The 17,146-nt window shown below is 54.0% G+C and carries 18 protein-coding genes and 3 tRNA genes; 9 read left to right on the top strand and 12 right to left on the bottom strand.

The features are described 5' to 3' along the window. Positions 1–330: 330 nt before the first annotated feature. From nadR to serB, 3 genes are all read right to left on the bottom strand, one after another. A complete protein-coding gene (nadR, locus tag F7Q90_RS21370; protein WP_006121839.1) occupies positions 331–1,569 on the bottom strand; it encodes a multifunctional transcriptional regulator/nicotinamide-nucleotide adenylyltransferase/ribosylnicotinamide kinase NadR in 1,239 nt (412 codons plus the stop codon). Positions 1,570–1,661: 92 nt separating this feature from the next. Continuing rightward, entirely contained in the window at positions 1,662–3,044 is a 1,383-nt protein-coding gene (radA, locus tag F7Q90_RS21375) for a DNA repair protein RadA (RefSeq protein ID WP_006121838.1), read from the bottom strand. A gap of 13 nt (positions 3,045–3,057) precedes the next feature. After that, positions 3,058–4,035 carry a phosphoserine phosphatase gene (gene serB / locus F7Q90_RS21380; RefSeq protein WP_006121837.1) on the bottom strand — a complete coding sequence of 326 codons (978 nt, stop codon included), beginning with the start codon at positions 4,033–4,035 and terminating at the stop codon, positions 3,058–3,060. A 107-nt stretch (positions 4,036–4,142) separates the two neighbouring features. Between serB and F7Q90_RS21385 the strand changes: the two genes are divergently transcribed. Further along, positions 4,143–4,811 (top strand): YtjB family periplasmic protein, encoded by a 669-nt coding sequence (locus F7Q90_RS21385; protein ID WP_006121836.1) that lies wholly within the window; start codon positions 4,143–4,145, stop codon positions 4,809–4,811. Between the two features lie 113 nt (positions 4,812–4,924). Here the strand turns inward: F7Q90_RS21385 and yjjG are convergent, their stop codons facing one another. The 3 genes from yjjG to F7Q90_RS21400 are packed head-to-tail and all read right to left on the bottom strand — an operon-like array spanning position 4,925 to position 6,447. After that, positions 4,925–5,605 (bottom strand): pyrimidine 5'-nucleotidase, encoded by a 681-nt coding sequence (yjjG, locus tag F7Q90_RS21390; protein ID WP_006121835.1) that lies wholly within the window; start codon positions 5,603–5,605, stop codon positions 4,925–4,927. A 19-nt stretch (positions 5,606–5,624) separates the two neighbouring features. Beyond that, entirely contained in the window at positions 5,625–6,065 is a 441-nt protein-coding gene (rimI, locus tag F7Q90_RS21395; protein ID WP_006121834.1) for a ribosomal protein S18-alanine N-acetyltransferase, read from the bottom strand. Then, positions 6,037–6,447 carry a DNA polymerase III subunit psi gene (locus tag F7Q90_RS21400; protein ID WP_006121833.1) on the bottom strand — a complete coding sequence of 137 codons (411 nt, stop codon included), beginning with the start codon at positions 6,445–6,447 and terminating at the stop codon, positions 6,037–6,039. The genes rimI and F7Q90_RS21400 overlap by 29 nt, the downstream gene beginning before the upstream one ends. A 105-nt stretch (positions 6,448–6,552) precedes the next feature. On the opposite strand from F7Q90_RS21400, the gene rsmC reads away from it, so the two are divergent. From rsmC to F7Q90_RS21420, 4 genes are all read left to right on the top strand, one after another. Then, positions 6,553–7,584 (top strand): 16S rRNA (guanine(1207)-N(2))-methyltransferase RsmC, encoded by a 1,032-nt coding sequence (gene rsmC, locus F7Q90_RS21405; protein WP_006121832.1) that lies wholly within the window; start codon positions 6,553–6,555, stop codon positions 7,582–7,584. A gap of 159 nt (positions 7,585–7,743) precedes the next feature. Beyond that, positions 7,744–7,830, top strand: a tRNA-Leu gene (locus tag F7Q90_RS21410). 30 nt (positions 7,831–7,860) lie between these two features. Further along, positions 7,861–7,947 (top strand) — tRNA-Leu (locus F7Q90_RS21415). Between the two features lie 28 nt (positions 7,948–7,975). Next, positions 7,976–8,062, top strand: a tRNA-Leu gene (locus F7Q90_RS21420). Between the two features lie 45 nt (positions 8,063–8,107). Here F7Q90_RS21420 and F7Q90_RS21425 read toward each other — a convergent pair. Then, the gene (locus tag F7Q90_RS21425) at positions 8,108–8,341 is read right to left on the bottom strand and encodes a DUF1435 family protein (protein ID WP_006121831.1); all 234 of its coding nucleotides are present in this window, start codon (positions 8,339–8,341) and stop codon (positions 8,108–8,110) included. A gap of 257 nt (positions 8,342–8,598) precedes the next feature. Between F7Q90_RS21425 and F7Q90_RS21430 the strand changes: the two genes are divergently transcribed. Both F7Q90_RS21430 and F7Q90_RS21435 read left to right on the top strand, forming a co-directional pair. Beyond that, entirely contained in the window at positions 8,599–9,693 is a 1,095-nt protein-coding gene (locus F7Q90_RS21430) for a GGDEF domain-containing protein (protein ID WP_006121830.1), read from the top strand. 192 nt (positions 9,694–9,885) lie between these two features. Then, a complete protein-coding gene (locus F7Q90_RS21435) occupies positions 9,886–10,350 on the top strand; it encodes a YbaK/EbsC family protein (protein ID WP_006121828.1) in 465 nt (154 codons plus the stop codon). Here the strand turns inward: F7Q90_RS21435 and F7Q90_RS21440 are convergent. From F7Q90_RS21440 to F7Q90_RS21455, 4 genes are all read right to left on the bottom strand, one after another. Continuing rightward, positions 10,347–11,567, bottom strand: coding sequence for an MFS transporter (locus F7Q90_RS21440; protein ID WP_006121827.1), 1,221 nt, complete (start codon positions 11,565–11,567; stop codon positions 10,347–10,349). The two genes, F7Q90_RS21435 and F7Q90_RS21440, sit on opposite strands and share 4 nt — an antisense overlap. A gap of 200 nt (positions 11,568–11,767) precedes the next feature. Further along, positions 11,768–12,754 (bottom strand): nucleoside hydrolase, encoded by a 987-nt coding sequence (locus F7Q90_RS21445; RefSeq protein WP_006121826.1) that lies wholly within the window; start codon positions 12,752–12,754, stop codon positions 11,768–11,770. Between the two features lie 9 nt (positions 12,755–12,763). Continuing rightward, a complete protein-coding gene (locus tag F7Q90_RS21450; protein WP_006121825.1) occupies positions 12,764–13,789 on the bottom strand; it encodes a LacI family DNA-binding transcriptional regulator in 1,026 nt (341 codons plus the stop codon). A gap of 45 nt (positions 13,790–13,834) precedes the next feature. Continuing rightward, on the bottom strand, positions 13,835–15,229 hold the full coding sequence (locus F7Q90_RS21455) for an MFS transporter (RefSeq protein ID WP_006121824.1): 1,395 nt from the start codon (positions 15,227–15,229) through the stop codon (positions 13,835–13,837). Positions 15,230–15,814: 585 nt separating this feature from the next. Here F7Q90_RS21455 and F7Q90_RS21460 point away from each other — a divergent pair. Beyond that, on the top strand, positions 15,815–16,369 hold the full coding sequence (locus tag F7Q90_RS21460) for a histidine phosphatase family protein (RefSeq protein ID WP_006121823.1): 555 nt from the start codon (positions 15,815–15,817) through the stop codon (positions 16,367–16,369). On the opposite strand, the gene F7Q90_RS21465 is transcribed toward F7Q90_RS21460, so the two are convergent. Further along, positions 16,366–16,608 carry a hypothetical protein gene (locus F7Q90_RS21465; RefSeq protein ID WP_044242940.1) on the bottom strand — a complete coding sequence of 81 codons (243 nt, stop codon included), beginning with the start codon at positions 16,606–16,608 and terminating at the stop codon, positions 16,366–16,368. The genes F7Q90_RS21460 and F7Q90_RS21465 overlap by 4 nt on opposite strands. 147 nt (positions 16,609–16,755) lie before the next feature. Between F7Q90_RS21465 and F7Q90_RS21470 the strand changes: the two genes are divergently transcribed. After that, positions 16,756–17,034: a DUF2290 domain-containing protein gene (locus F7Q90_RS21470; protein WP_052310155.1), complete on the top strand. Its 279-nt coding sequence runs from the start codon at positions 16,756–16,758 to the stop codon at positions 17,032–17,034. Positions 17,035–17,146 lie beyond the last annotated feature (112 nt).

The following is a 17,146-nucleotide window of genomic DNA, read 5'->3' on the forward strand; positions in this document are numbered from 1 at the left end:
GCTCTGGCCATGGTTCGGGCGCTGAACAGAATGACAAAGGCAGGAATGGCAGAAAGCATACGTATTGCCTGAAAAACCTGTCAGCTACAGAGACTTTCGCCCTGAGTATGATTTATTCAACAAAGCCACTTTAAATACGAAATAATGTTACTCAGGAATTCAAAATTCTTTATTTTGTTTGTGTATGTTACGTACGTTATTTGGAGGGCGCGGTATTTCGCAAAGCATTATTTTTTGTAATCAAAAAGGCGGGAAAATAACAGGCGCAGAAAACAGGACGTGAGGAGCGGCAGGGTGTCCCCTCACCGCCCCGGCGTGCAGGCAAAAACCTCAAAGGGCGCTTTGTTCGCCCAGCATACCTTTCACCAGTTCAATACAGCGCAGGAAGCGCGCGTCATAATCTTCTTCCTGCACATGAACAAAGTCGATGTTGTTTTCACCTAACATCGCTATCAACATGCTCTGGAACTCGCGGCGATCGACAGAGCTGCCCAGGCTGCGTAACCCGTCCGCTACCCAGGGTACGTTGTTTTCCAGCAGGATCACCAGATCGAAGCGATACTCGTCAATCATGGCCTGAACAAACGGATGCTCACGGCCTTCATACTTTTTACAAAATGCCTGGGTCGTGACGAAATCGGTATCAATAAATGCCACTTTATTGGCATATTTCACCGCAAAATCGATGTACTGTGCATGGCCCAGCGCGATCTTGTCGTAGTCTGAATACTGAAGCGCCATCTCATCGCCGCCCAGATGTGAAAAGACATAGTCGCGGCCATATTCCCAGGCGCTGGACGTGTTAAAGATGTTCGCCAGCTTATTCACCAGCATCGATTTCCCACTCGACTCACCGCCCAGAATGGCCACGGTGCGCACAAAGAAGGGCTTCACTTCGGTGGGGATGTAATCCCAGAAGCGGAAAGGATCCTGACGAATCTGCGCGCCGCTGATATTCATAAACGATCGGTTCGGATCGATCAGTATGGTTTGAATGCCCAGATGCTGTTGATACATCTCAGCATCAGGTGCCTCACTGGTATAGACGCAGTCTGCCGCAATCCCCTGCTCTTCCAGAAAGATCTTTACCCCTGCGCTCCACACATCCCAGCCATGAGGATAGGGCTCAATCCCCTCTTCATCGAAGGCGTGAATGCGAATATTTTTCTGGTACTTAAAGGTTTGCAGTAACCAGCGCAGACGATCACTGACGGTGGGCTGCTGCGACATGGCGCTGTTTTCAAACAGGCTGAGATCGCGCGGCTCGTCGTAGCCCATGATGATATGCAGCTCATCGACCTGACTACAGGCGCGCTGAATCAGATAGATATGGCCAGTATGGAGCGGATAAAACTTGCCAAAAATCACCCCTATTTTTTTATCGCGACGGGGGAATTCCAGGCCGAGAAAACGGTGCAGTGCCTCCAGCTTTTGCGCGCTGGGGCTTTTAATTTTCGCGTTAAGCAGTTGGCTTAAATACCCTTTGGTCATGCCACTGGCATCGGCCACCTGTTGAAGCGTGTGGCCCTGCTGGCGAATCGCCGTTTTTAAATAATCAAACGCCGACATGTGGTGCCTCCTGCAAGCAATGTTCAACGAGGGGAAGAGCGTAGCCTGTCGTCTGCCCGGTGACCATACGGCCACCGGACAAACGGACTCGCTTAGAGATCATCAAGGATAGCCAACGCATCCGCCAGCTTCTTCGCGCTGTATACGCGCATGCCCTCAATCGGCTTTTTCGGTGCGTTACCCGCCGGCACGATCGCCCGCTTAAAGCCATGTTTAGCCGCTTCAGCAATGCGCTCCTGTCCGCTGGGCACCGGACGAATCTCTCCGGCCAGTCCGACCTCGCCAAAGATAACCAGATCCTGCGGCAAAGGGCGATCGCGCAGGCTGGACACCATCGACAGCATCAGGGCCAGGTCAGCACTGGTTTCCGTGACTTTCACGCCGCCGACCACGTTGACGAACACATCCTGATCCGCCATTTGCAAACCGCCATGACGATGCAGCACTGCCAGCAGAATGGCCAGGCGGTTCTGTTCCAGACCGACCGCAACCCGACGCGGATTGCCCATCATCGAATGATCCACCAGCGCCTGAATCTCCACCAGTAAAGGACGGGTGCCTTCCCATAACACCATGACCGAACTGCCGGACGTGATCTCTTCACCACGCGACAGGAAAATGGCGGACGGGTTGCTCACCTCACGCATGCCCTGCTCGGTCATGGCAAATACGCCAAGTTCATTGACGGCACCAAAGCGGTTTTTATGGCTACGTAACGTCCGGAAGCGGGAATCGGCATCGCCGTCCAGCAGAACGGAGCAGTCAATGCAGTGCTCCAGAACTTTTGGCCCGGCCAGCGATCCGTCTTTGGTCACATGGCCCACCATGATAATTGCCACGCCACGGGTTTTAGCGAAACGCGTCAGATAGGCGGCCGTTTCACGCACCTGCGCCACGCTGCCCGGCGACGACTGGATATCCGCCATGTGCATCACCTGAATCGAGTCGATCACCATGATTTGCGGCTGCTCCTGCTCCGCAATCAGGCAGATCTGCTCAATGCTGGTTTCCGACAGCATGTTCAGATTGTCACTCGGCAATCCCAGACGATGGGCGCGCATAGCGACCTGCTGTAATGACTCCTCACCGGTGACGTAGAGGGTTTTCATGCTCTCGGCTAAACGGCACATCACCTGCAACAGCAGCGTCGATTTCCCGGCGCCGGGGTTACCGCCAATCAGAATGGCACTGCCCGGCACCACACCGCCACCCAGCACGCGGTCAAACTCTTTAAAACTGGTCGAAAAACGGGGCAAGGCTTCCAGACTGATTTCGGACAGCTTTTGCACCCGACTGGTTCCGGCATTGCCTGCATAACCGCTGAGGCGCTCATTGCGCGCCGCCGCCGGTGAGGCCGCAATACGCACCTCGGTAATCGTGTTCCAGGCGTGACAGGCGCTGCACTGCCCCTGCCAGCGTGGATAATCTGCGCCGCACTCGTTACAGACAAATGCGCGTTTTGCCGCTTTGGCCAAAACAACTCCTCAGTTAACGCTCTTCGTGAATCAGGCTACCGGTCAGGATGCAAAACACGCCCATCAAATCGGCATGGCGAATCGTGACGGTGGTTTGCTCATTGACTTTCGGTTTGGCATGGTAAGCAATGCCCAGCGCCGACGCTTTTATCATCAGCAAATCATTGGCACCATCGCCGATCGCCACGGTCTGCTCTGGCGCAATCTCAAAACGCTTCGCCAGCTTTTTCAACGTCTCTGCTTTGTACTGTGCGTCAACGACAGGACCCAGCACCTCGCCGGTGAGTTTTCCGTCCCGGATTTCCAGTTCATTAGCGGCTATTGCCGCCAGATGCAGCTTATCGCGCAGGAACTCGGCAAAATAGGTGAAGCCACCTGAGGCAATCGCGACCTGCCAGCCCAGCACCTGTAATTTTTTGGTCAGCGTGGTCAGACCCGACATTAAGGGCAGTTCGTCGCGCACCTGCTTAAGAATATTGGCATCCGCCCCTTTCAGCGTCGCCACGCGCTGGCGCAGGCTGGCGGTAAAATCCAGCTCGCCGCGCATCGCCCGCTCGGTGACTTCTGCCACCTGCTCGCCGCAGCCCGCCAGTTTGGCTATCTCATCAATACATTCGATTTGGATGGCGGTGGAATCCATGTCCATAACCAGCAGGCCCGGCGTTTTCAGGTGGGGGATTTTCCCCAGCGGCGCTACGTCCAGCGCCAGCTCGTGCGCCAGTTTGCTGGCAAACGGCGTCAGGGACCCCGCCAGGCGGATGACCTGATAGTCGTCGACGTTCCAGGCGCTGACGATCACCATGGCGGCCCCAAGCTGATGCTGGTAATCGGTCAGACGCTGTTTATCCAGACCGCGGCCATAGAGTAACCAGCCGGTTCGGCCAGCACGGTAATCCAGCGGCATGACTTCATCACCGCTCAGTGAAAGGGGCAACCCCGGCCAGAGAGAGACATCAGCAGGCAGATCGCACCAGGTAAGATGATTTGACATCAGGGCTCCTGTAGGAACAACAAAACCAGGCAAGAGGCTACCTTGTCTGCGCTGCTTCTGGCAACATAATATCCAGGCTTTCTGTCGTCACGTGATTCGGATAATTAATGGCTAAAACCGCACTGAAATTTCGCTTACATCGCACGGTGATTGTTTTGATTTCACTGGCGCTGTTAGTGGTGCTTATGCAAGGCGCATCCTGGTTTAGCCTTGGCCATCAAATGGCCCGTTCTGAACAGGCAGAAGAGCTGGCCCAGACGCTGACCCGGCAAGTGGCTTTCAGTCTGAAACCCTTGATGGATAACAGCGAAGACAATCGTAGCCAGATTGAGGCCATCATCAGTCAGATGACCGACAACAGCCGTATTCTGGATGCGTCCGTCTATGCAGGCGATGGCAGCCTGGTGGCGCACAGCGGCGAAAATATCAACGTGCGCGATCGGCTGGCGCTGGATGGCAAGCGCGCGGGCAGTTACTTTAATCATCAAATTGTCCAGCCGCTCAGCGGCAGCAATGGCCCTGCTGGCTTTCTGCGCATTACGCTGGATACGCACGTGCTGGTCACCGAATCACGCCAGGTAGATAACACCACCAATATTCTGCGCCTGATGATGCTGCTGGCGCTGGCCATTGGCATCATCCTGAGTCGCACGTTACTGCGCGACCGTCGCACGCGCTGGCAGCAGTCTCCGTTTCTGCTCACGGCCAGTACGCCTGTGAAAGAGGATGACGAAGAGGACGAGAAAAAAGACGACGCCGCGAAACCTTCCGCGTGACGGAAGGATTTACAGGTCAACGTCTGACAGCCCTCTCCTGCTTTCCTTAACGCTTAGCCCAATGTAAAAGGCCCGTTTCACGGGCCTTACTGACGTTGCACTTCGGGCGATAGTCAGCCTCTGAGCAGCGCTTCCAGCTCTGATAACGTGTTCACCCGCCAGTCGGGTTTAATTGCGTCAGGCAAGGGGCGCGTCCCATGGTCAACCCAACAGGTTTTAATACCGGCATTCATGCCGCCAAGGATATCGGATTCCGGCGTATCGCCGACCATCAGCACCCGATCGCGCGGTGGGTTTCCCAGCTGCGCGAGCGCATAGTCAAAGATTCTGGCGTCAGGCTTAGGCACGCCCACTTCTTCTGACACCACCAGCGCAGAGAAGTAATCAAGAAAGCCGGTACGCTCCAGACGGCGCTGCTGCAGGGCGGTAAAGCCGTTGGTAATGATGCCCATTTTGACGCGGCCGTGCAGCAGCGTCATCAGGCTGTCTGCGCCCTCCAGCGGCAGGCAAATTTCCGCCATCGCTGACAGAAAGCCATCGTTAAGAATGGCCGGCGCCACGCTCAGTTTTTGCCCCCAGCCGGCAAAGCGGCGAGTCTGAAGTTCCAGTGCGGATAACTGGCCATTCTGGTATTCCACCCATAATGGCTTGTTGACCGCCTGGTAATCTGCAAAATCCTGGTCGGTAAACCGGACATCGTACCCGGCAAACAGGCGTTGCAGGCCGGCATACGAATCAAAGTGAAACAGCGTGTCATCTGCATCAAACAGAATGCAATCCCAGTTATCTAACATCGACATTCCTTACAAGCGGCTACAGCGTCAGCGCCATGATCAAGGCATCTTCACGGCCACTGGCGCAAGGGTAATAGTTGGGACGGCGGCTGACCTGGTTGAAATCCAGCTGTTCGTACAGCGCGATGGCCGGTGCATTGGACGCACGCACCTCCAGCCACAGCGTCATCACATCGCGTGCAAGCAGTTGATCGATTAAATGCTGCAGCAGCGCCCGCCCGAAGCCGCGCCGTTGATACGCCGGATCGACAGCGATATTAAACAGCGAAGCTTCATCCAGCACCACCTGGGTAATGGCAAAGGCGGCCATCTGGCCCTCGACATCCAGCCGCAGGTTGAGAAACCGCTCGCCCTGGTTGCTGATAAAGGTCTCTTCGCGCCATGGAAACGCATGGCTACGGCACTCAATCGCGAAAGCCTGGGGAATCGCGTCAGGCGTGAGAAAAGAAATGGCTGTCATGTTCACACATTTGTTGCCAGAGCGCGCGCCGGGCGGCACCGCTACTCAGGAGTTCATTGAAAGAGGCGCTCGATAACGCCACGCCGTTAAAGGATTGCTCGCTCTCAACGCCCAGCAACCACCCTGCACAGTTCAACGTTTCCGGCAGCATTTGCAGCTGATCCGGCGTAACGGTCATGACCTGCGTGGGTTTCAGACCGAGCGTGTGCAGAACATCTCGCAGGAAAGGCTCCTGCAAACCGGGCGGATTTTCCGCCACGATAATCAGTTGGGTATCCGGCAAAAGCCGCACGGCGATTTCGCCCTGGAGCACGCGCGGGCGGCGCAGTTGATATTGCGTTATCCCCATTTGCTGTAAAAGCCAGTCGCGCCTGGACGTCATGGTATACCTGCTTTGCTCGCGGAATGCGACGCTATGCTAGCAAACCCATCGAACATGCGCCAACAAACCACTATAATCTCCGCTCAGATCTTACAGGAGCCCGACATGTCTGCTTTTACCCCGGCCAGTGAAGTCATTCTGCGCCACAGTGATGAATTTTCCACCCGCCACGTTTTATTTGCTGGCGACCTGCAGGATGACCTGCCCGCACAGCTGGAGACCGCCTCTTCCCGTGTGCATACCCAACAATATCATCACTGGCAAAACCTGAGCCGCCGCCTGGGCGACCAGGCGCGTTATGGACTGGTTGCGCAGGCCGACGATGTGCAGGGTTGCGATACGCTGGTTTACTTCTGGACCAAAAACAAACCTGAAGTGCAGTTTCAGTTGCAGAACCTGCTGTCGTTACTGCCCGTCGGCTGTGATGTGTTTGTCGTCGGTGAGAACCGCAGCGGCGTGCGCAGCGCAGAAGGCATGCTGGAGCAGTGGGTGACCCTGGAAAAAATCGACAGTGCGCGTCGCTGCGGTCTTTATCACGGACGTCTGGAGAAGCAGCCCGCCTTTGATGCTTCGCCCTTTGGCAACCGCTATCAGCTGAATGACCTGACCATCCATACCTTACCTGGCGTTTTCAGCCGCGACGGCCTGGATGCCGGCAGCGCGTTACTGCTTTCAACATTCACGCCCCATACCAAAGGCAAAGTGCTGGATATCGGCTGTGGTGCAGGCGTGATTGCGGCGTCGTTACCGGCGCATTCGCCCAAAGTGCGCCTGTGGTTATGCGATGTCCATGCCGCCGCAATCGAGGCCAGCAAAGCCACCCTGGCCGCTAACGGTCTGGAAGGCGAAGTGTTTGCCAGTAACGTCTTTTCCGATGTCACCGGGCGCTTTGACATGATTATCTCCAACCCGCCGTTTCATGAAGGCACCCAGACCAGCCTGGATGCAGCACAAACGCTGATTCGTGGTGCCGTTAAGCACCTTAACAGCGGCGGAGAACTGCGCATTGTGGCGAATGCCTTCCTGCCTTATCCCCAGGTGCTGGACGAAACCTTTGGCAATCATGAAGTGCTGGCGCAGACCGGTCGCTTCAAAGTTTACCGTGCCGTTTACGGTCGCGGTGCGAAAGCCCGTTAATCTTTTTTCTGCCTTTTTCGCCCTTTTTGCGTGTTGCCAGGCTGAAAACGTTGCTTTTTGCAGCGATCGTTTCCGTCTGGCGAAATATGTGTTGACGCATTGAGTAAAATCTCTAAAATGCGCCTCCGTGGTTGTAATACGGTAACGTATTACGGGTATGCGAAGGTGGCGGAATTGGTAGACGCGCTAGCTTCAGGTGTTAGTGTCTTAACGGACGTGAGGGTTCAAGTCCCTCTCTTCGCACCAAAATCACAGATTTCATATCGCGAGCACTGCGCGAAGGTGGCGGAATTGGTAGACGCGCTAGCTTCAGGTGTTAGTGTCTTAACGGACGTGAGGGTTCAAGTCCCTCTCTTCGCACCAATGCGGTGATATGAAAAGACAACAGGATGCGAAGGTGGCGGAATTGGTAGACGCGCTAGCTTCAGGTGTTAGTGTCTTAACGGACGTGAGGGTTCAAGTCCCTCTCTTCGCACCAACGTTGTCCTCCCTCTCTTTTTCTTCTGCTCCCTTTTTACTGTTACTATCCGGTTAATCTCACGCTAATCGCCGCCAGCACGCTCGCCAGCGCCAGACAGGAAGGCAGTAACACATAATGCCGCATCCGCTGATTAAACAGCATCAGCACTGTCAGCAGTAACGCCACCAACATCATCATACGCCACTGCCCGAAGCTGGGTTGCCACAGCGTCATAGCTGGTATTACCGCACAGGCCAGTACGCCCGCCCATGCACTGTCCAGTTTTATCCCGCGCATCATCGTCTCCTCATCTGTCATCGCTATCAGGACAGTACCTGATCACATGGATGATAACCATTCCCATTATCATATGATAACTATTCTCAATGCGCAGCTTGTTTTTTGTGGCCCGGCGGGAAGATGACAGAGAAACAAGAAAATGCTAAATTGCGGCTGATTACACAATTTATAACAGCAATATTAAATCTGTCGATCGGCTGAAATCATTTGCCGGCTTTTGCTTTGTTATTTCAGGGCCGTCACGAGTATCAATAATGAAAATAGAATCTTATGATGAATTGAAACACAGCAAATACCGCCTTTCTTTCATGCTCTTTTTGTTTTTAAACGCTGCAGTTTCACTATTTTGTCTGCTCCCTTTAGCAGAAAACAATGAAACACAAGTTACTGTACCGGTGATTATGGTGGCTTTCTTCAGTATGACGATGCTGGCCACGTGTTTAATAAAGGCAAAACTAAAATTACCCCTGTTAAATCCTGTGGCGTTGATTTTAGGCGGGTTATGGGCGTGGCATATTCAGCACCGCTACCAGTTTGTTTCTTTGACGGATGGTGGATTTCTGATTGTCAGTCTGCTGTGCGTTTTTTTTATCAGTGCGATTGCCTTAAGCGATTATTTAGTGGCGTTTTGTTTGCACATCACGCCCGCAATGCTCACCGTGCTGATGCTGGATCACGGACAGCATTTGCCCTTGATTTTATTGACCATTGCCCTGCCGCTGATCGGGTTTTCTTTACAACATTTAATGCGCCGACGTTCGGAAGATTTTACACTGCGCTTAATGTATCAATTATATGAAGAGAAAGAATCGTTTAGCGATCTCAGTATGCTCGATCCGTTAACCGGTTTATATAACCGCCGCGGACTGAAGAACCGCCTTGATAACATTCTGGATAATCATGCGGGCAGCCATTATGTGTTATTGCTTGATATCGACCATTTTAAGGCCTACAACGATAATTACGGCCACGCGATGGGCGATCAGGCGCTGGCCCGCGTTTCCGTCGCTATTCGTGACGCCGTTCGGTCACGTGATGTGGTAACCCGTTATGGCGGCGAAGAATTTCTTGTGCTGATGACCAATGTGAATGCCTCGATTGCCATGAAACTGGCTGAACGTATTCGGCAATATGTCGTCAACCTGGAAATACCGCATATGTTTAATGAGCGCGTTTCTACGCATGTGACTATCAGCGCAGGCATTGCCCCTATTTACGATGATGAATTTGATCAGGCGGTTGCGAACGCCGACCGTGCGCTTTACGTGGCAAAAAATCAGGGGCGCAATACCATCCTCGCCTGGGAAGATCTCCCCGTACTTCACAATACCGTCAGCGAGATCGGCTAACCGCCGAGCCGGGTCGCAGGACCACCAGCCGTCGGCACGTACATCACCGGGGGCTGTCTGTCCCCGGCCTGACGGCCATAGCTCTCTGTTAACGTACCGTTATGCATTCTGTTACCTATTCTTTCGCTCTGCCGTTTACACCACCGCGGGCTTATGGCAATTTCTACGCCTTCGATTAGTCGGGAGTAAAAAATGAGCCTGGAGTCTGTACGCCAGTTTTTTGCCGAGCGTGCGCCGGAAATAGACATCATTGAGATGCCATACAGTACGGCAACGGTAGAAATGGCGGCACGTGTTCACGGTGTTGAACCGGGACAAATTGCGAAAACGCTGTCACTCAAAGTGAAAAATGAGGTGATCCTGGTGGTCACACGCGGTGATGCACGGTTAGATAATCGTAAGCTGAAAGCGGTGATGGGTGCGAAAGCGCGCATGTTGAGTGTGGACGAAGTGATTAGCTGGACCGGGCATCCTGTGGGCGGCGTCTGCCCTTTTGGCCTGGAAAACCCGGTGACCGTGTATTGCGATATCTCGTTAAAAAGCTTTGATGAAGTGTTGCCTGCCGCAGGATCGATTCACAGCGCTGTCCGCATTTCGCCGCAGCAAATGGCTGAACTCACTGCGGCAAAATGGGTAGATGTCTGTGAAACGCGCTAGTGCGTCTGCTTTGCCACCGTTCCCGAAATTGTCATGCCGCGCGTTTCCCGGCCAAAGGCGACAAACAGGCAAATCAATACTGCCACCGTCCCGGCTACAATGGCCATACCGAGACCGTAATTGCCGCCATGCGCTTCAGCAATGCGCGACTGTAGCGTCGCGTTGACGGACGCAATGAGATTCCCCAACTGATAAACAAAGCCGGGCAACACTGCTCTTGCGTTTCCCGGAACCAGTTCGTTCAGGTAAGTCGGGATCACGCCCCAGGCGCCCTGCACCATAAACTGCATCAGGAAGGCACCAAGACCAATCGTCCAGGAACCGCTGGAAAAGGCCCACAACGGCAACACAGGCAGCGTCAGCAGCGCCGCGATAATAATGGCTCGCTTGCGCCCAATGCGTTCTGACAGCGTACCGAAGAAAATGCCCCCCAGCATCGCAGCGATGTTGTAGGCGATAGCAATAATACTGACCGTGTGCGCATCAAACTGATGCTGCACTTTGAGGAAAGTCGGATACAGATCCTGCGTGCCGTGGCTGAAAAAGTTAAAACAGGCCATCAGCAGCACCATGTAAATACATATTTTCCAGTGCTGGCGCAGGACGGGCATCAGGGCACTGCTTTCTTTACGTTCACGCGCGGCCAGCCAGACCGGGGATTCCGGGACTTTAAAGTAGATGAACGGCAACAACAGAATCGGGACAGCGCCGATAAGAAACATGCCGCGCCAGCCTACCATGTCGAAAACCAGACCGAACACGATGGACGCCAGCAAATAGCCACAGGGATAACCCGCCTGGAACAGTCCCGACATCAGACCGCGTGAACGATCGGGTATCGTCTCCATCGCCAGCGAGGATGCCACGCCCCAGATTCCGCCCATGGCAATACCGTAGAAAACACGAAAGGCCAGAAATGCGGTGAAGGTGGGTGACCAGGCGGACAACAGCTCAAACGCCGAGAAAAAGACGATATTCAGCATCAGGATGGGCTTGCGGCCATATTTTTCCGCCATCCGGCCAAACAGTAAGGCACCCAGCGGGCGCACCGCCAGCGTCAGCATGATAGCGACCGACACGTCGGTGACGGAATTATGGAAGTACTGAGCAAGATTACTCAGGACAAACACCAGAATAAAAAAGTCGAAAGCGTCCAGCGGCCAACTGGCAAAACAGGCGAAAGCCACATTGCGCTGGGTCGATGTCCAGTCAAGCATACAAGTCTCCTCTCTGAGACACTCTGGCGCTCCGCCCAAAAATTTTCTGGTGGCTAACGAAGAGTGATGTGATTGTTAATCAAATGTATACATCATGTTTAGGAGGAGAGCGTATTGCGTAATTGTGAGGCAGTGGATCAGGCTGTAAGAAAGCGTGTCTGACTTCCTGCCAGCAGGTCAGGCGACGAATCGCCTGTACGTTATTCAGGAAGCTGTTGAAATGCCGACTCAATGATGGACAGCAAAAGAGCGTTATCCACACTGTGCAGCACATGTACCAGCGCACCGCTGTCCGGTGGGATACCGACATCCAGCCGCAGGGGTTGACGATAACGCCAGCTTTTCCCGCGTGTGGCTCCCGGACGGAGCTCAATATCGACCCGGTAATCCGTGCCCCAGGCGACACGCTGATTAAGCAACCAGGCGACAACCAGCGCATCATGAATCCAGCAACCTGGCAGATGCCGGGTCTGCATTGAATAATCTATCCAGGGCTGCAACGTCTCCCGCACGAAACGGGTCAGCGGATGAGCATGCCGGGTAAGACGTTTGAGATCGGCCTGGGTCAGCATGGTTTGTGTTGTCACATCCATCGGCACCAGGGTAATGGCGGCACCGCTGTGCAACACCTGATGAGCCGCCTCGGGATCCACACCGAAATTCGTGTCTTTGATGTAGTCTTCCAGCGCAAAGACACCCCCCATAATCACAATCTCGGCTACCGATTCGGCCATTGCGGGAAAACGCTGCATGGCCAGCGCCACATTGGTCAACGGGCCAATCGCAATCAGGGTGATCTCGCCGGGATTATCACAGATGAGCTGCCCCATCGCCTCAGCAGCATCGTTTCCGTCAGCCGGTAATGCCGCAGGCTGAGGAACGCCCTGCCATAACGCCATCAGGTCGAGTTGTTCGACCCGCTTATCCAGCAGCGCGCGCCAGGGCGCAGGGTCTTCGCACAACGCCCGCGTAGCCCCCTGTACGACAGGAACCGCACAGCCCAGCCGCGCCATTAAGTCTTTAGCGACTCGTGCACCGACATCACTCGGGGTATTCCCGGCGACCGTCGTAATTAACTCCAGCGAGAGCCCTGGTGAGGCTAACGCCAGGGAAAGGGCCAGGCCATCATCAGTATTGGCCCCGGCAATCCCGTTCCCCGGATCACAATCAATAATCAGTCTTTTCATTAGGTCGCTTTATTTGTTTTGTTCTGATGGCCGACAGCCACAAGATTCACCAATCTCAAGTTGGTGTGGGAATGCTTCAATCCGTGCCTCGCCATTCCACGCTTTCAGCATATGAATCGCACAGCGAGCCATCTCTTTAACCGGCTGGCGCACGGTGGTTAATGCCGGAACATGGTAGGCGGATTGATCGGTTCCGTTAAAACAGACCAGGGCCACATCGTCCGGCACACGAAGGCCATGCTGGCTGAAGGCGCGAATACAGCCAATCGCCTGACCTTCGTTGCTGGCAAACAGGGCGCGCGGCACCCGTTTACTGGCAATCATACGTAAAGCAGCCTGATAGCCGCCCTCACGTGTATAGGTTGCGGGGAAAATGTTGGCATCATCGGCTGGCAAACCATACGCCCGCAGCGCATCGCGCCAGCCCTGAATACGATCCTGCGCATTCAGCATGTCCCGGGGACCGCTGATCATCCCGACCTGCTGATAGCCATGGCTGAGTAAATGCGACGTCACCTGAAACGCCGCGTCACGCTCATCTACCCGCAGCATGCTGACACCGGGTTGTGGATCGACCCGATCCAGCATGACCAGCGGTGTCCCGCTGGCTTTGATGATATAGATGAAAGGATGGCGATCGACACTGGTGTAAAACAGACCGTCGACCTGACGGTTCAGCAGCCCCTGAATCAGCTCCAGTTCACGCTTGCGATCGTCGCCGGCATCACCCAGCAGCATCACATGGCCGTGGTTGAGCGACTCCTGAAGCAGCATATGCGCCATGGAAGCGACGAAGGGGTTACTGATATTGGGCACCACCAGACCAAACGTTTTGGTATTCCCTGACGCCAGGGCACGCGCGGCGGCATTCGGGCGATAGCCGGTCTGCTCTATTGCCGCCAGTACCCGTTGCCGGGTCGCGTCCGCAACCGGACGCGGGCCATTATTGATGACATAACTCACCACAGCGACGGAGGTCCCGGCAGCTTTAGCAACGTCACTCCGCGTCACGGCGGTTTTCACCTGTTTCGCCACTTCCCCTTCCTCACTTAACGTGCACTGCCTTTAGCATAGCCTGTTTCAGATAGCGTCCTCTGGCAGGTTAAGGTCGCGCCCACGTGTTTCCGGTGCCACAAACGTAGTCAGGAAACCAATCGTGGCCATCACGGAAAAATAGACGGCGATCGACCACCAGTGTCCGGTATAAGAGAGCATGGCCGCCGCAACTAACGGGGCGGTGCCGCCTGAAATAATAGAACCCAGCTCTTTCGCGACCGCCATCTTGGTATAACGGTGATTCACGCCGAACATCTCCACGCCCCAGGCCGCCTGTACGCCAAAGATGCCCAGAGAAGCCAGCGCCATGCCGACCACAATCACCGGAATCACGATGGCCGGTTCACGCGTATCCAGCAGGGTAAAAGCAGGCCAGGCATAGATCATCAGCAGCAGGCAGAACATGCGATAAACCACACGGCGACCAAAACGGTCAGACAGCCAGCCTGCAAACGGAATAATCAGGAACCCCAGCAATGAGGCGATAAACACCGCCGTGGTGGGCACGGATTTATCTACCATCAGCACCTTGGCGACATAGCCCACAATAAAGCCCTGGGCCAGATAAGAGGGGCCGTTTTCACCGATGCGCAGCCCGACCATTGTCCAGAAGGCACGTGTGCGCTGAAAGAACGGGCGTGTATCCGCTTCAGAACGATGCGCGGCAATCACCTGGGCGCGCGTTTCGGCAAGCTCTGCTTTCTTACGCTCGAATACCGGTGTTTCACGCAGATTACGACGGATCCACAAGGCCACCAGAGCGATCACCGCACTGCTCAGGAACGGAATGCGCCATCCCCACTCCAGCAGACTCTGCTTGTCCATTTGCACCACCAGCAGCCAGACCAGCGAGGCCAGCAACGTGCCGCTGTTAGAGCCGAGTGCAATGACCGATGACACCAGGCCACGGCGCCTGACCGGTGCATATTCACCCAGCATAACGGTTCCGCCTGAGAGTTCGGCACCCGCCCCAAAGCCCTGACTGAAGCGTAACAGCACCAGGCAGGCCGGCGCCCAGATGCCAATCGAAGCATAGCTGGGAATCAGCCCAATCAACGTGGTGGAGGCGCCCATCAGGATAATGGTGGTGACCATGACGACCTTGCGGCCTTTACGATCGCCCAGCCAGCCGAAAAACAGGGCACCGATCGGACGGGCAATAAACCCAACGGACCAGGTGGCAAAACTGGCAAGCAGTGCCATCGCGGGCGTTTGTTCGGGGAAAAAGACATCACCAAAAATGATGCCCGCAGCCAGGCCATAGAGCGCAAAATCTGCATACTCCATTGCCGTGCCTAACCAACAGGAAACCGTAGCGCGCCAAAAATCTTTGCGGCCGGCTGAGGTGTTAAACCGCTCATCTGCGGCGGAGGTAGAAGGCAGTGATGCCTGTGTCGTAACGGAGTGCTGTGCCGTCATAAACGCTGTCCCTTGAAAATATGCAGATAGATAAATGCCATTCCGAGAGACAATTCCCTGACTGTAAGCAGAAGAATCGCTCTGGTGGCGACATTCAGTTGGCTAACCATGATGAAAGGAAAGTTAAAAGATTCCCTGGTGTTGGAATCCGCAGTATCGCGAGCTTCGCCGCTGTATTTTTCAGCGGTCGTATAAGTCTGGCGAATGTAACTTGTTCCTCGATCGGCCTACCGTGCATCGGGCACCGAGAGCAATCACTGGAAGCTAGTGTATCTACGCGCGTAGATAAATCAATAGCACTTGAGAAAATTTGTTAGATTTTCTTTAGTATCAAGCTGCATCGGATGCTATTTTTAACGCAAAATCAGAGGGTTAAATGTAACCTGACGCGCAAAAAAACAGCATAACGCTAGACCCGGTTCACTTTTCTTTTATCATTAAGCCAAACTGGCCGTCAGAACCTTTCATCAGATGCTGTTGTCGCATACTGGTGTGACTGCAAAATGACAACGCACCACGTTTGTATCGCGTACAGTCGCGCAGAGCCCTGTCCGCACCTGACCTGGAGGACGCTGTTTACACGTTATGACCATTATCCTGATGCGACACGGCAAACCCGCCCACCCTTTTGCCCGCCGTTTGAGTGCGCAGGGCATGGCGGACTGGTGCGAAGCCTATGATCTTTCGCTGGTCAGCGATGGGCCGCCTGAACGCAGCATCAATATCGCGCGCAACGCCGCGGTTGTCGTCTGCAGTCCGTTACCCCGCGCCCACTCATCGCTGGCGCACCTGGGGCTGCGCCCCCATCATGTCGATGCGCTGTTCAGTGAAGTCGGCATTCCGCTACTGCGGGCCGATCGCCTTCAGTTACCCACATTTGTCTGGCAGGCCATTCTGCGTGCGATGTGGTTGTGTGGTTACGCGGGCGAGACCGAATCACTACAACATGCGCGCGAACGGGCGTCGCGCGCCGCTGACAGGCTGATCGCCTTATCGGAGAAAGGCACGGTTTTATTGCTGGGTCACGGCATTATGAACAAAATGATTGCCCGCGAACTGCGTAAGCGTGGCTGGCAGGCCGAAAAGCATGCCAGCAGCCGTCACTGGAGTTCCGCGATTTATCATCGCCCGTTTATTTAATCGATCTGGAAGTAGCTCAGCGTTTCATAACCCGCGCCCACTTCTGCGGTCATCACCACGGTCTGGCGCATCAAATCAATCACGCTTAACGTCTTATTGTCATCATGCGTGATCAGCAGCTTTTTTTTGTCCGGGCTGAAACAGCCATCGAGCGGGGCTTTGTTGAATAATAGGTAATCATTCTGTTTTGTCTGCACTGTTTTGGTAGAAAACGCTGATGCCAGACAGAACACCGTCATACGCAAGCATGTAACGCATTGATTTTATGTTATCTGAAACAACCGTTTTCATAGTACCACAGCATAAAATCCATTTATTCAACAAAGCCCCCCTGAGGTTTTAGAAAAACTCAGAAAGGCTTTGGGTTTATAAATCGGGAGATTGCAATGATTAAATCCAAGGCAATAATTAAAGAGATTTACGAACTAACTTCGAAGGTGATTGATTCTTCAATCACCGATAAAGAGAAATTCCCCTGCATGAAAAACGTGCAAGGATATAAGGTTATTGGTATTGAAGGCGTTGAAGATCTTTCCATCGCACTAAAAAGCATGAGATACAAGGAGTTATATCAAGCTATTTTTGACGCCGGATTCTACAATTTCAGATTCGTAGATGGTGGTTTAATCCAATTATTTTACGAGTTTACCGGCTTTGTTGAATAAATGGATTTTATGCTGTGGTAGGCTTTGTTGAATAAATGGATTTTATGCTGTGGTACTATGAAAACGGTTGTTTCAGATAACATAAAATCAATGCGTTACATGCTTGCGTATG

Source organism: Pantoea stewartii subsp. stewartii, from assembly GCF_008801695.1.
In the GTDB taxonomy this organism is placed as follows: domain Bacteria; phylum Pseudomonadota; class Gammaproteobacteria; order Enterobacterales; family Enterobacteriaceae; genus Pantoea; species Pantoea stewartii.

Coding starts and splice junctions, on each gene's coding strand:
- nadR (WP_006121839.1), bottom strand. CDS start 1,569: ATGTCGGCGTTTGATTATTTAAAAACGGCGATTCGCCAGCAGGGCCAC.
- serB (WP_006121837.1), bottom strand. CDS start 4,035: ATGTCAAATCATCTTACCTGGTGCGATCTGCCTGCTGATGTCTCTCTC.
- F7Q90_RS21385 (WP_006121836.1), top strand. CDS start 4,143: ATGGCTAAAACCGCACTGAAATTTCGCTTACATCGCACGGTGATTGTT.
- yjjG (WP_006121835.1), bottom strand. CDS start 5,605: ATGTTAGATAACTGGGATTGCATTCTGTTTGATGCAGATGACACGCTG.
- rimI (WP_006121834.1), bottom strand. CDS start 6,065: ATGACAGCCATTTCTTTTCTCACGCCTGACGCGATTCCCCAGGCTTTC.
- F7Q90_RS21400 (WP_006121833.1), bottom strand. CDS start 6,447: ATGACGTCCAGGCGCGACTGGCTTTTACAGCAAATGGGGATAACGCAA.
- rsmC (WP_006121832.1), top strand. CDS start 6,553: ATGTCTGCTTTTACCCCGGCCAGTGAAGTCATTCTGCGCCACAGTGAT.
- F7Q90_RS21425 (WP_006121831.1), bottom strand. CDS start 8,341: ATGCGCGGGATAAAACTGGACAGTGCATGGGCGGGCGTACTGGCCTGT.
- F7Q90_RS21430 (WP_006121830.1), top strand. CDS start 8,599: ATGAAAATAGAATCTTATGATGAATTGAAACACAGCAAATACCGCCTT.
- F7Q90_RS21435 (WP_006121828.1), top strand. CDS start 9,886: ATGAGCCTGGAGTCTGTACGCCAGTTTTTTGCCGAGCGTGCGCCGGAA.
- F7Q90_RS21440 (WP_006121827.1), bottom strand. CDS start 11,567: ATGCTTGACTGGACATCGACCCAGCGCAATGTGGCTTTCGCCTGTTTT.
- F7Q90_RS21445 (WP_006121826.1), bottom strand. CDS start 12,754: ATGAAAAGACTGATTATTGATTGTGATCCGGGGAACGGGATTGCCGGG.
- F7Q90_RS21455 (WP_006121824.1), bottom strand. CDS start 15,229: ATGACGGCACAGCACTCCGTTACGACACAGGCATCACTGCCTTCTACC.
- F7Q90_RS21460 (WP_006121823.1), top strand. CDS start 15,815: ATGACCATTATCCTGATGCGACACGGCAAACCCGCCCACCCTTTTGCC.
- F7Q90_RS21465 (WP_044242940.1), bottom strand. CDS start 16,608: ATGACGGTGTTCTGTCTGGCATCAGCGTTTTCTACCAAAACAGTGCAG.
- F7Q90_RS21470 (WP_052310155.1), top strand. CDS start 16,756: ATGATTAAATCCAAGGCAATAATTAAAGAGATTTACGAACTAACTTCG.